15 protein-coding genes are annotated in these 12,447 nt (G+C 64.1%); 2 read left to right on the top strand and 13 right to left on the bottom strand.

Annotated elements, in window-relative coordinates; translation table 11 throughout:
* Positions 1–21 precede the first annotated feature (21 nt).
* The 4 genes from lepB to CLU90_RS01505 form a co-directional block, all read right to left on the bottom strand.
* Positions 22–693: a signal peptidase I gene (gene lepB, locus CLU90_RS01490; protein ID WP_100427006.1), complete on the bottom strand. Its 672-nt coding sequence runs from the start codon at positions 691–693 to the stop codon at positions 22–24.
* 177 nt (positions 694–870) lie between these two features.
* Positions 871–1,116 (bottom strand): hypothetical protein, encoded by a 246-nt coding sequence (locus CLU90_RS01495; protein ID WP_092712804.1) that lies wholly within the window; start codon positions 1,114–1,116, stop codon positions 871–873.
* Complete coding sequence (locus CLU90_RS01500) at positions 1,113–1,364, bottom strand: hypothetical protein (RefSeq protein WP_100427007.1); 252 nt, start codon at positions 1,362–1,364, stop codon at positions 1,113–1,115. The genes CLU90_RS01495 and CLU90_RS01500 overlap by 4 nt, the downstream gene beginning before the upstream one ends.
* Positions 1,365–1,495: 131 nt before the next feature.
* Positions 1,496–2,035 (bottom strand): GNAT family N-acetyltransferase, encoded by a 540-nt coding sequence (locus tag CLU90_RS01505; RefSeq protein ID WP_092712808.1) that lies wholly within the window; start codon positions 2,033–2,035, stop codon positions 1,496–1,498.
* An 83-nt stretch (positions 2,036–2,118) separates the two neighbouring features.
* Between CLU90_RS01505 and CLU90_RS01510 the strand changes: the two genes are divergently transcribed.
* On the top strand, positions 2,119–2,511 hold the full coding sequence (locus tag CLU90_RS01510; protein ID WP_100427008.1) for a VOC family protein: 393 nt from the start codon (positions 2,119–2,121) through the stop codon (positions 2,509–2,511).
* A 1-nt stretch (position 2,512) separates the two neighbouring features.
* Here the strand turns inward: CLU90_RS01510 and CLU90_RS01515 are convergent, their stop codons facing one another.
* Positions 2,513–3,097, bottom strand: a complete 585-nt coding sequence (locus tag CLU90_RS01515; RefSeq protein ID WP_100429348.1) for a DinB family protein — start codon at positions 3,095–3,097, stop codon at positions 2,513–2,515.
* A 163-nt stretch (positions 3,098–3,260) separates the two neighbouring features.
* Between CLU90_RS01515 and CLU90_RS01520 the strand changes: the two genes are divergently transcribed.
* Complete coding sequence (locus CLU90_RS01520) at positions 3,261–4,253, top strand: HDOD domain-containing protein (protein WP_100427009.1); 993 nt, start codon at positions 3,261–3,263, stop codon at positions 4,251–4,253.
* 26 nt (positions 4,254–4,279) lie between these two features.
* Here CLU90_RS01520 and CLU90_RS01525 read toward each other — a convergent pair whose 3' ends face one another.
* The 8 genes from CLU90_RS01525 to CLU90_RS01560 all read right to left on the bottom strand — a co-directional run bounded on the left by CLU90_RS01525 (position 4,280) and on the right by CLU90_RS01560 (position 12,426).
* Positions 4,280–4,981 carry an ABC transporter ATP-binding protein gene (locus CLU90_RS01525; protein WP_100427010.1) on the bottom strand — a complete coding sequence of 234 codons (702 nt, stop codon included), beginning with the start codon at positions 4,979–4,981 and terminating at the stop codon, positions 4,280–4,282.
* On the bottom strand, positions 4,974–5,687 hold the full coding sequence (locus CLU90_RS01530) for an ABC transporter ATP-binding protein (RefSeq protein WP_100427011.1): 714 nt from the start codon (positions 5,685–5,687) through the stop codon (positions 4,974–4,976). Before CLU90_RS01530 ends, CLU90_RS01525 begins: the two co-directional genes overlap by 8 nt.
* Positions 5,680–6,642, bottom strand: a complete 963-nt coding sequence (locus CLU90_RS01535; RefSeq protein ID WP_100427012.1) for a branched-chain amino acid ABC transporter permease — start codon at positions 6,640–6,642, stop codon at positions 5,680–5,682. The genes CLU90_RS01530 and CLU90_RS01535 overlap by 8 nt, the downstream gene beginning before the upstream one ends.
* Entirely contained in the window at positions 6,639–7,511 is an 873-nt protein-coding gene (locus CLU90_RS01540) for a branched-chain amino acid ABC transporter permease (RefSeq protein ID WP_092712823.1), read from the bottom strand. Before CLU90_RS01540 ends, CLU90_RS01535 begins: the two co-directional genes overlap by 4 nt.
* A 107-nt stretch (positions 7,512–7,618) precedes the next feature.
* Positions 7,619–8,785, bottom strand: a complete 1,167-nt coding sequence (locus tag CLU90_RS01545; RefSeq protein WP_100427013.1) for an ABC transporter substrate-binding protein — start codon at positions 8,783–8,785, stop codon at positions 7,619–7,621.
* 60 nt (positions 8,786–8,845) lie between these two features.
* Positions 8,846–10,384, bottom strand: coding sequence for a class I adenylate-forming enzyme family protein (locus tag CLU90_RS01550; protein ID WP_092712827.1), 1,539 nt, complete (start codon positions 10,382–10,384; stop codon positions 8,846–8,848).
* Positions 10,385–10,395: 11 nt separating this feature from the next.
* A complete protein-coding gene (locus CLU90_RS01555; protein ID WP_034782861.1) occupies positions 10,396–11,550 on the bottom strand; it encodes an acyl-CoA dehydrogenase family protein in 1,155 nt (384 codons plus the stop codon).
* 51 nt (positions 11,551–11,601) lie between these two features.
* Positions 11,602–12,426 (bottom strand): IclR family transcriptional regulator, encoded by an 825-nt coding sequence (locus tag CLU90_RS01560; RefSeq protein ID WP_092712829.1) that lies wholly within the window; start codon positions 12,424–12,426, stop codon positions 11,602–11,604.
* Positions 12,427–12,447 lie beyond the last annotated feature (21 nt).

The raw sequence follows: 12,447 nt of genomic DNA on the forward strand, positions 1-12,447 counted from the left end.
GCGCCCTGCACGGGAAGGCGATTACTCCAGTTTCATGCCGAAACGCTGCAGCCGCGGCTGCCAATGCTCCTGGATATCGGCCGAGACGAGGATGCGTTCGGCCTTGCCGATCAGCAATTCGCGTGGCACGAAGCCGAAATAGCGCGAGTCGGCGCTGTTGTCGCGGTTGTCTCCCAGCATGAGGAAATGGTCGGCCGGCACCGTCACGGGGGCAAAGCTGCGCGCCGCGCCCGCGATTTGCGGCAAGACCTGGATGCGGTGCTGTTCCGTCTGGTTGCGTTCGCTGATGCGCTGCGCCGTCAGCTGGCCAACGTGGGCGATGGTTTCAGGCGCCGTGTCGAGTGCCGTGTATTGGGCGGGCAGGCCATTGATGACCAGCTGTTCATTGCGCATTTCCACCGTGTCGCCGGGCAGGGCGATGATGCGCTTGATCAATCGCGTGCCGTCTTTCGGCGAGGAAAAGGTGACGATGTCGCCCCGTTGCGGTTCGCCCAGGCGCTGCAGCACGATATCGGTGAGCGGCACTTTCAGGTTGAAGGCGAGGCGGTTGACGAAAACCACGTCGCCTTCGAGCAGGTTGGGGCGCATGGACGCCGACGGGATGGGATTCCAGTCCGCCACGGCCGTGCGGAACACGCCGAACAGCAGGAGAAACATCAAAAAACCTTTGTTGGTGCGCATCCATGTTTTCATCGTGTTCTGCTTTCTGCCAGTGACGGCGTTCGTGGGGTAGGGCGCCTTGCTAATGGCGTACTATCAACGATGCATGGCGAGGCTGAAGCCAGTCTTAAATGAGCCGATGCGGCGCCACATGCGGCCCCATTGCGCGGACGATCGCATGCTTGGTGTTGCGCGCCAGCATCACCTGTCTTATGGATGCCGGCACGGCGCATGCGTGTCGTCATTCCCGTTTGACAGTTGCTTGCCAGATATTTCGTCCCATAGTTCGCCCAGTGCCACCAGCAAGCCGCCGGCCACGAACGGTATGGCCACCAGCCATGGCATGCTGTCGAGCCACGGGTCCAGCAGGATGGCCGAGGCCACGGCGATGAGAAGGGCGCCGCACCAGAAGCGGCGCGGATGCCGGAGGGTCAGCAGGTAGTGTAGGTCGATCATAGATCCTCCTTGGTGAGTATGCGAAACAGCCTGGCGGCCAGGATGCTGCTGACGGCAACGACCACGCAGCCGTCCAGGAAAAACAGCACCTTGCCCACCAGGTGCATGCCTTGCACGACGTAGGCGGGCAAATCCTGCACTTCCGCCCACTGTGTCATGCGTGCCAGCACGATGGCGGCACCGAAGATGGCGATGGCCAATGCCAAAATCAGCAGCACGTGTTCGAACAGGCGTTGATGCAGTTTCATGTTGGACTTGGCAAGATATTAAAAATTCCCGAAGTCTGACGTTATCAGTCCAATATGGTGCGGCTTTGCGCTGCGACAAAGTCGCCCCTGATAGGATAAAAGTCGCGTTGCTGACGGAAAAATGCGGTATCTCAGGCCATGGCTTGCGTGTTGCGCCGCTCAAAATACAGCAGATCCGACCAGGCATTCTGGAAAAACATGGCTTGTTCCGACTTGCCATATTGATGAAAGCCGTTGCGTTGCATGACGGCGACCGAGCCCAGGTTTTGCGGCCGCGCCGTCGCTTCCAGGCGCCACAGTTCCAGCGCGCCGAACGCTTCTTCCAGCAGCAGGGCCACCACGCGCGTGGCGTAGCCGCGTCCGCCGAACCGTTCGCCGATGCGGTAGCCAAGCGCTGCCTTGTTGAAATAGGGGCGGGTGACACCCGTCAGGTTGACCCTGCCGATGATTTGCCCGTCCAGCTTGGCCAGGTACTGGTAGGCGCGGTCTTGCTCGCGTTCGCGCTGCGCCTGCTCGATGGCGGCGGCGATGGCTTCCTGCTGGTAGTAGGACGGCGCGCGCGCCGTGACCCAGTTTTCAAAATACGCGCGGTTTTCCAGTTCGAAGGCCAGCAAGGCGGGGAGGTCTGCGCTGGAAGGGGGAAGCAGCTGGAGGCGGTCGAGGTCTGGCATGGGAGCGTGTCGGAAAGCGATGCGCCATTATAATCAGCTCGCGCATTTCTTCGCACACCCGCTTGCATTCATGAAGGAGCAGCATGCTGTCCCATATCTGCCTCGGCACCAATGACTTTCCCCGCGCCTACGCTTTCTATGCGGCGCTGCTGGGAGAACTCGATCTGATCGAAAAATTTCATGATACGGCCAAGCCTTGGGCGGGCTGGATGGCACAGCAGGCGCAGCGGCCCCTGTTCGTGCTGACGGCGCCGCATGACGGCTTGCCCGCTACACCCGGCAATGGACAGATGACGGCCTTGCTGGCCGCCAGCCGCGCGCAGGTGGACCGCTGCTGGCAGGCCGTGCTGGCGCTGGGCGCCGCGTGCGAAGGGCCGCCCGGCTTGCGCCCCCATTATCACGCCCATTATTATGGCGCCTACTTCCGCGACCTGGACGGCAACAAGCTGTGCGTCTGCTGCCACGCCGAGGAATAGTTCAGCGCTGGCCCCAGACCTCGTCTTCCGTCCAGCCCAGCTCCGCAAAATCCTGCGCCCGCTCGCCTGCCTCGCCGGCGCAATAGAATTCGTCGAGCTGGGGCGGCGCGATGCGCGTGCCGGCCAGCATGGCGTGCACTTGCCCACGGTGGTGGATCTGGTGCTGGAACAGGTGCGCGAGCATGCGCTGGCGCGTGTCGACTTGCGGCGTGTCGCGCAATATCGTCACGGGCCGCGCCAGGTCAAGGTCGCACAGGCTGCGGCAGTGGGCGATCAGGCGCAGGTCCGACGCGCGCTGCGCCGCGTGCAGGGCCGCGCAATCGGTGAACGGCTCGTCCTGTTCAAAGAAGACGTAGCAGTCGGGGTGGGGCGCTTCGCCGCGCAGCTCGCGCTCGAGCGCATCGAGATAAAACCAGTCGCAGGTGAGGATATGGTTCAGGGTGGACTGGATGGTGGGGAAAAAACTGACGCGCGTGGCCTGGAACTCGGCCTCGCTCAGCTGCCCGCAAGCTTTCAGCAGGCGGTGGTTGGCCCAGGCGTTGTTGTATGCCTGGCTGGTAATGTGGTGCGCAAGTGGATTGTTCATGATGGATCGTTTCTCGGGCGGGGCAGAGTGCATGTCGTGCCACTGTAGCATGTTGCGGCAGGTGGACAAGGCGGTCACGCCCGCCACACCGGCGCTGCCATCATCAAGTAAAATCGCGGGGCGGATTTCGCGATAGTGATGCACATAGGGCTGGAAGAACAAAATGGGTTGGATAGGGAAATTACTGAACGGCGGCGACGAAAAGAACAAGCCTGCGCCAGTCACGGCGGCGCCCGAGATGACGCGGCAGCCAGCCACCATTACCGAAATCGATGCCATCTACTACCGCTGGCTGGCCGCCGCCGGCGCGGCGCAGGCCACGGCGGAAGCGGAACAGCAGATTCTGGACGAGTTGACGCGCCTGGCCAGTGAACCGGTGGTCGGCGCTGCGCTCGTGCCGCGCATCCCGGCCATCATTCCGCAACTGATGCGCACCTTGCAAAATGAAAACATGAGCGCGGCCGAGCTGTCGCGCCAGCTGGCCCAGGACGTGCCGCTGGTGGCCGAGGTCTACCGCGAAGCAAACCGGCCCCGCTACCATTCGCGCTACAACGCCAGCCCGTCGATCAATAATATGGAAGGCGCCATTATGCTGCTCGGGCAAAACGGTATGCGCATGCTGCTGGCCCGCGTCGCCTTCCGTCCCATCGTCAGCATGCAAAGCGGCGGGCTGACCGTGCGCACGGCGCCGCTGATCTGGCGCCAGTCCGAGAAATGCGCGCTGGCGGCGAACCTGGTCGCGCCGGCCATGCAGGCCAATGCCTTCGACGCGTATCTGGCGGGATTGATGGCCAATGTCGGGCTGGTGGTGGCGTTCCGTCTCATCGACCAGATGCACGCGCCCGACGCCTTCCCGCAATCGGACGCCTTCATTGCCCAGGTGTTTGCGCAAGCGCGCATCCTGTCCGTGCGGATCGCCGAATTATGGGAGTTCCCCGAGTCCGTGACGCGCGCGATCGGGCATGCGGGGCAGGCCGATGCCGATCCGCAGGCGCAAGCGCTGGCGCAGGGCGAGCGCTTGAGCAAGCTGCGCATGCTGGTCGATACGGGCCGCTTTCCCGCCGACGATCCCTTCGTCATGGCTGGACTGGGCAAGGGCGAGCTGCTGGTGTTCGACAAGCTGGCCGACGAGGACGACGAGGACGACGAGGCGTGATGCCATCCGCGTGCAGCCGATATCGCTCAGCGCGCGAAATACAGTGCGTGCAGGTGCTCGAGGTCGACCTCATCGGCTTTTTGCGACAGCGCCACCTTGCCGCTTTGCATCAGGTAGACGTGATCGGCCACGCCCACGGCGCGCGCCGTGTTCTGCTCGACGAGGATGATGGTGCGCCGGCCGTCGTTCAGGCGCGCGAGAATATCGAACAGCTCGTTGACCACCAGCGGGGCCAGGCCCAGCGACGGCTCGTCGATGATCAGCAGCGACGGGTCCGACATCAAGCCCCGCGCCATGGCCAGCATCTGCGCCTCGCCGCCCGACAATGACCCTGCCAGCTGCTTGCGCCGTTCGTGCAGGCGCGGGAACATGGCGTAGGCTTCGGCCAGGCGCGCCGGCATGTGGCTGCGGTGCTCCTTCGGAAACGCGCCCATGATCAGGTTTTCCTCCACGCTCATGTCGCGAAACGTCATGCGGCCTTCCGGTATCATCGTCACCCTCGCATCGCTCATCTTCCACGTCGGCGTGCCGTTGATGGGATGGCCATCGAGCGCGATGCTGCCCGCGCCGACGGGCAGCAAGCCCATGATGGCGCGCAGCAGGGTCGTCTTGCCGGCGCCGTTCGGGCCGATGATGGTGGTCAGCTTGCCCTTCTGGATGGACAGCGACACATCCCACAGCACATTGATGGCGCCATAGCCGGCGCGCAGGTTTTCTATGTTAAGCATGGGCTGCCCCCGTATAACTTTCGATCACGGCCGGATCGCGGAACACGGCATCGGGCGTGCCGTCGGCGATCAGCTGGCCAAAATTGAGCACGGCCACGCGCTGGCACAGATTGCTGATGGTCTCGATGTCGTGCTCGATCATGACGATGCCCACGCCAAAGGCGGCGTGCAAGTCCTTCAGCATGCCCATGAAACGGCGCTTGCCATTCGTCTCCAGCCCGGCCAGCACTTCGTCCAGCAGCAGCAGTTTCGGGTTGGTGGCCAGGGCCTTGGCCACTTCCAGCGCCTTCAATTCCGTCAACGCCAGTTCGCTGGCCGCGTCGCGTCCGGCCTTGTCCGCCAGGCTCGTGAAATCGAGGATTTCATCGATCTTGCGCTGGTCCACCTTGCCCGTGCCGAAGCGCTGGGCGACGATCAGATTTTCACGCACCGTCAATTCATGCATCGGTTGCGGGATCTGGAAGGTGCGGCCCAGTCCCAGGCGCGCGCGCTGGTACATGGGCGTGGTCATGATGTCGCGTCCCTCGAAGCGGATGCCGCCGCTGGTGGGGCGCACGAGGCCCGAGATCGCATTGAACAGGGTGGTCTTGCCGGCGCCATTCGCGCCCACGAGGCCGATCACGTCATGGCTGCCCACGTTCAAGGTGACGGAATCGACGGCCGTCAGGCCGCCGAAGCGCACGGACACATTATCGAGTTCAAGCATGTGCTTTCTCCTTCGTTTTGAACGTCTTGCGTAGCAGCGGCAGCAAGCCGTTCGGACTGAAGACGATCATCGCCACGAGCAGCACGCCCAGCACCAGCTGGTGGCCGGTCGGGATCAGCGACTTGAAGATCAGCTGGTCGACCAGGTAGACCACCACGGCGCCCAGCACGGGGCCGAGTATCGTGCGGTAGCCGCCGAAGATGGCCGCCACGATCGGCAGGGTCACCCACAGGCTGTTGAAGGCGTAGTCCGGTTCCAGAAAATTGATGTAATGGGCGTTGAAGGCGCCAAACAGGCCCGCCATGAAGGCCGACACGAGCAGCATGGCGCCTTTGAGCAAGGTGCTGTTGACACCGACGACGCGCGTGGCGTCTTCGCTGTCGTGCATGGCGCGCAGGGCGATGCCGTAATGGCTGGCGCGGATGCGGCTGTAGGCAAACGCGCAGCACACCACCAGGGTCAGCACGACCAGGTAGGCGCCCGTCTTGCTGGCCAGATCGAAACCGAAGACGGTGGGCAAGGCGGGAATATTGTTGATGCCGCCGGCGCCGCCCGTGACGGAACTCCATTCCGTGGCCAGGATGCGGAAGATGTGGGCATAGGCGAGGATGGCCAGCGCAAAATACGGCCCGCGCAGGCGCAGCACGGGCAGCATGATGACGGCGGCGATGGCCGCGCCCGCGCCGCCCAGCAGCATGGCGGCAAACACGGGCAAGCCCAGTTTCACGGTGGCCAGCGCGGAGACATACGCACCCACGCCGAAGAAGGCCGCATGGCCGAAGCTGACCATGCCGCCCAGGTTCCCCAGCAGGGCCCAGGACATGGCCACGCCGCCGATGATCAGGGCCGCCACCACCATGCTCATCACGTACTGGTTGCCGCCCAGGGCCAGCGGCACGGCGACGTAGGCGGCCAGCAGCAGGCCCGCCGTGGAGATCAGTGTCGAGCGCTTCATCCGCGCCTCCGTTGTGCGCCGAACAAGCCGTTCGGCATGATGAACAGCACCAGCAGGAACAGCACCATGCCGGACAATTCCTGCAGCGCGGAGCTGGCCAGGGTAACGGTCAAGGCTTCGGCCACGCCCAGCAGCACGGCGGCCAGCAGCACGCCGGGGATCGACCCGATGCCGGCCAATACCGTGATGATGAAGGCTTTGACCGTCAGCGCGCCGCCGTAGGCAGGCTGGATCACGCCATAGCTGAACAGGGCGACGCCGGCGAAGGCGGCCAGGATGCCGGCGACCAGAAAGGACACCAGTTCCGTGCGGCCCGGGTCGATGCCCATCAGCTTGGCCGCGTCGCGGTTGCTGGAGACGGCGCGCACGGCGCGGCCGTACCAGCTGGTCGACAGCCAGCGCCACAGGGCCGCCATCAGCACCAGGCTGACGGCAAAGAAAATCACTTCGCTGCGCATGCTGAAAAACGGGCCGATTTCAAAACCTTCCTGCAGCCAGCTCGACGACGTCGAACGGATGTCCGCCTTCCATACGAGCAGGATGAAATTGGTGAGGATCACGCCGATGCCGTAGGTGAGGATCAGCGAATTGATTTCGCGGTCTTTCTTGATGCGGCTGACGATCAGGTACACGCCCACGGACGTGAGGCTGACGATCACCAGCGCGATGGGAATGGCGAACATGGGGCCGAGTCCAAGCCCGGATTCCACGCTGTAGGCGATGTAGGCGGCCAGCAGCACCAGTTCGCCGTGCGCCAGGTTGATCACTTTCATGGTGCCGAAGACCAGCGCCAGTCCCAGTGCGATCAGGGCGTAGGAGCCGCCCTGCAGCAAACCCGAATACAGGGCTTGCAAGATTAATTCTGTCATGTCGTCATCCCGTCAGGCAGTCCTGGCGCAGCAGCTACACTGCGCAGGACTGCCGTTCATCGGTGCGCGCCCGGCAGGCGCGCGCGTGTGCAGCGGGAGGCTGCCGTTTACCAGGGCAGGGCAGGATAGGCCAGCTTGCCCGTCGCGTGTTCCTTCGGCCAGACGATGACCACTTTCTTGTCCTGGTGCTGCGCCATGCGGTGCACGAAATTCTGGTTGTCGCCGTTGGCGGCGAACTGCACGCGGCCGATCAGGGTTTCGCGGTCCGTCTTGCGCATTTCCTCGGCCACGCCGCCTTTCTTGAGCGTGCCCTTGTCGGCCGCGCGCGCGATCGCTTCGAACAGCAGCATCGACTGCACGTAGCCGAACTGGCCCAGGTAGTCGGGCTCCTTCTTGTACAGCTGCTTGTAGGCGTCGCTGAAGGCCTTGCCGTCGGCCGTCTTGAATTCCGTGGGGAAGGGCAGCAGGGCCGTGCCGAACACGTTCGGCATCAGGTCGGGAAAATCGGCCGCCATCTTCGGCGTGGCCAGCGACCACACGCCCACCATGGCCTTGATCTTCGGCTTCAGGACGCGGGCGGCGCGGATGATGCCCACGTAATCGTTTTCGTAGCCGACCATGGCCACCACTTCCGATTTATCCTGCAGCTTGATCTTGTTGATGATGGGCTTGAAGTCCGTAATGGCCGGGTCGAACGAATGCGTCGTCACTTTCACGCCCTTGGCGGCCAGGGCCTTTTCCACGTCTTTCGCCAGGCCCGTGGTGGCGTCCTTGGTCGAATACACGATGGAGACGGATTTGGCGCCCACGTCCTGCAGCAATCCCAGCATGGCTTTTTCGTAGCCGGCCGTGTTATTGATGCGGAAAAAATTCTTGCGTCCGCTGGCCACCAGGCTGTCGTCCACGCCGCCCGAGGTGATGTAGACGAGGCCCAGTTTGTTCGCCGTGTCCGAGGCGGGCGAGATATTGTTCGAGCCATAGCCGCCCGTGATGGCCACCACGCCCTGGCTGGCCAGCTTCTCCACGGCGGCGATGGCCTTGGCGGGCGCCGATTCGTCGTCGACGGTGACGATCTTGATCGTGTGCTTGCCGTTGCTCTTGTTGAATACCTCGGCCGCGACCATGATCCCTTCCTGCATGCCGGCGCCGACGCGCGCCAGGTTGCCCGTCAGCGGGATTTCCGCGCCGACCAGGAATTCGTCGGCGCTGGCGTGCGCCATCCAGGCGCTGGCGACCAGCGCTGCCATGGCGATGCGTGTGTAGGTGCGTTTCATCGTGTCTCCTCCGGTGATGTGGCTTGGTTTTATTGTCGGGTCTGCTACTGCAAGGTTAATTCACAGGGTATTTTGCGCCATCTGCCGCAGCTGCCCCTTTAAAATCTTGCCCGTGGCGGCGGCCGGCAGCGCTTCCATGACGATGATGGCGGACGGGCATTTGTACGGCGACAGGGTCTGCGCCAGGTAATCCTGCAGTGTCTGTACCGTCACGGGATGCTGCGGGTCCAGCTCCACGTAGGCGATGACGTCCTCGTTGCCATCGGCCACAGTGCGTCCCACCACGGCCGACTGCACCACGGACGGGTGGGCGTTGAGCGCCGTTTCCACTTCCAGCGGATACACATTGAAGCCGGAGCGGATGATCAGTTCCTTGGTGCGGCCCACGATGAACAGCGCGCCGTCGGCATCCTGGCGCGCCATGTCGCCCGTATTGAGCCAGCCGTCGTCACGCATGGTGGCCGCCGTCATGGCCGGCTCGCGGTAATAGCCGGCCATGATGTTCGGCCCGCGTATCCACAGTTCGCCCGGCTCGCCCGGCGACACATCCATGCCGGCCACGTCCACCACGCGCACTTCCACGCCGGGGATAGGCGTGCCGACGGAATCGTCGAGACGCGGCGCTTCCAGGCGCGTCTGGCTGATGGTGGGCGCGCTTTCCGTCATGCCGTAGCCATTGTGCAGCGCGGTGCCCAGCAGCTTTTCCACCTCGTGCTTGAGCGATGGCGCCAGCGGCGAGCCGCCCGCATACGCGAAGCGCAGCCGCGTCGGCAGGGGAGTCTCGGCGCCGCCCAGGGTTTGCAGCAGCTTGGCGTACATGGCGGGCACGCCCTGCACGATGGTCAAGCCGTCGTCCTTCAGTGCCGAGAGCAGGCCGTCGACGGAAAAGCGCGGCACCAGATATAAGGCGGCGCCCGCATACAGGGTGCCAAGGGCCACCGAGGCCAGGCCGTACACGTGCGAAATCGGCAGCACGCCGTAGGCGCGGTCGGTGCTGGTCAGGCCACGCAGGGTGCTGGAGACGGCGGCGATGAACAGCAGGTTGCGGTGCGTGAGCATCACGCCTTTCGACTGCCCCGTCGTACCCGTCGTGTAGATCAGCGCGGCCACCTGTTCGTTGCCGGAGACCGTGTCTTCCGCGATGGCTGCCGCATTCAAGTCGCCCGCCAGCAGCTCGCCCATGCCATCGACCATGGCGCTGGCCGCGCCCAGACGTGCGGCATGCGCGGCCGCTTCCGGCGAGGCGCCGGCCAGGAACAGCACGCGTCGCGCGGAACTGTGCGCAGCGATGGTGTCGATTTCGCGTGCCGACAGGCGCGCATTGACGTTGACGATCCACGCATCGATGCTGGCGGCCGCGAAAATCAGCGCCACCTGCAGCGCACAGTTCTCGCCCACCACCATCAGGCGGTCGCCGGCGCGCACATCGAGCTGGCGCAGCAGCTGCGCGGCGTTTTCCACACTGTGCCGCAGCTGCGCGTAGGTCCAGCTGCGGCCGCCTTCATGCAGCGCCGGCGCATCGGGCGCGCGCGCGGCCCAGTGGGCGGGGATGGCCGACAGGCGCGCCGGCAAGCCGGCCAGCAGGGCAGGGATGTCCATCGCGGCCTCCTTCACTTTTGCGCTGCCTTGATCATGTTGCGGGCGATGACGATCTGCTGGATCTGCGTCGTGCCTTCGTAAATGCGGAACAGGCGCACGTCGCGGTAGAAGCGTTCTGCCGCATATTCGCTGATGTAGCCGGCGCCGCCGTGGATCTGCACGGAGCGGTCGGCCACGCGGCCGCACATTTCGGAGGCGAACAGCTTGCAGCACGACGCTTCCGTCGAGATGTCTTCCTTGTTGTCGCGCCGGCGCGCCGCGTCGAGCACCATGCTGCGCGCCGCGTAGATCTCGGCCTTGCTGTCGGCCAGCATGGCCTGGATCAGCTGGAATTCCGCGATGGGCTGGCCGAACTGCTGGCGCTCCATGGCGTAGGCCAGGGCGTCGGCCAGCATGCGTTCGGCCGCGCCCACGCAGACGGCGGCAATGTGCAGGCGGCCCTTGTCGAGCACTTTCATGGCTGTTTTAAAACCCACGCCTTCCTTGCCGCCGATGATGTTCGCGGCCGGGACACGGCAGTTTTCAAAGATCACGTCGCAGGTATGCGCGCCTTGCTGGCCCATCTTCTTGTCGATCTTGCCCAAGGAAAGGCCCGGCGTATCCTTTTCCACGATGAAGGCGGAAATGGCCGAGGCACCGCGCTTGACGGGGTCCGTGCGGGCCATGACGGTAAAGATGCTCGCTTCCGGCGCGTTGGTGATATAGCGCTTGCTGCCGTTGAGGATATAGAAGTCGCCGTCGCGCACGGCCGTCGTGCGCAGCGAGGCCGCATCCGACCCTGACCCCGCTTCCGTCAGCGCGAACGAGCCGATGATCTCGCCGGCCGCCAGCTTGGGCAAATAGTACTGCTTTTGCGCTTCCGTGCCGTCGATGACGATGCCTTGCGAGCCGATGCCGTTGTTCGTGCCGATCAGCGAGCGGAAGGCGGGCGAGGTGCGGGCGATTTCAAAGGCGACGCGCACTTCCTCTTCCATGCTCAGTTCCAGGCCGCCGTAGGCTTCGGGAATGGACAGGCCGAACAGGCCCAGTTCGCGCATCTGCGCCACGATGGCGGGCGGTATCGTATCCGTTTCGGCCACCAGCGCCTCGTTCGGCACCAGCACTTCGCGCACGAAACGGGCGATGCTGTCGAGCAGGATGTTCAGGGTTTCTTCGTCGCGTATCATCGGTTTCCTCGGCGCTTGGATTTGAGCTGTCGTTGAGAGGGGGCGCGCAGTCTAACCGCGGCCCAGGTTTTTTTCCACTGTCTTGACGAGGGCCACCAGGCGCGGTCCCAGGTCCGATTCCAGCTTTTCGCGCGACAGCAAGAAGGCGGGGCCGCCGCAATTGAAGGCCATCACCTGTTCGCCGTCGGCGCCCAGCATGGGCACGCCCACGGCGTGCACGTCGTTCTGCCATTCGCCGGCCGAGATGCAAAAGCCCCGGTCCTGGTAATCCTTGAAGCCTTGCTCGATGCCGGCCTTGATGCGCGGCCAGCGTTCCGTCTCGTGCACCCTGGCGTGGTCCATCAGGTAGTCGCGTTCGGCCTGCGGCAGAATGCACAGCAGGGCCTTGCCCATGGCCGTCGTCATCAGCGGAATGCGCGAACCGACGTCGAGGCGCAAGGTGACGTTGGCGCTGCTGCGGCACGTTTCCACGTAGACCATGCTGAGGCGGTCGCGCGTGCCCAGCGAGACGGACGCTTGCGCGTGTTCCGCCAGTTCCTCCATCAGCGGGCGCGCCATCTTGCGCACGTCGAGGTTCGACAGCATGCGGTAGCCGAGGGCCAGTACGCCGGCGCCCAGCTGGTATTTGCCCAGGCTGTCCGAGTAGTTCAGGTAGCCGAGTTTGGTGAGCGTGTAGGTGAGGCGCGAGATCGTCGGCTTCGGGATGCCCGTGCGCTTGGCCATGTCCGCGTTCGACAGATAGACTTCGCCGGGACGGAAGCAACGGAGCACTTCCAGCCCGCGCGCCAGCGCGTTGACGAACTGGCGGTCCTTGCCTTCCTCGTCATCGCCGAAGACGATCAGTTCCGAATCTGCCGCGGTCTGAATATTTGTCATATTTGCATTCATTTTCAGGCT

Source organism: Janthinobacterium sp. 67 (assembly GCF_002797895.1).
GTDB lineage: Bacteria > Pseudomonadota > Gammaproteobacteria > Burkholderiales > Burkholderiaceae_D > Janthinobacterium.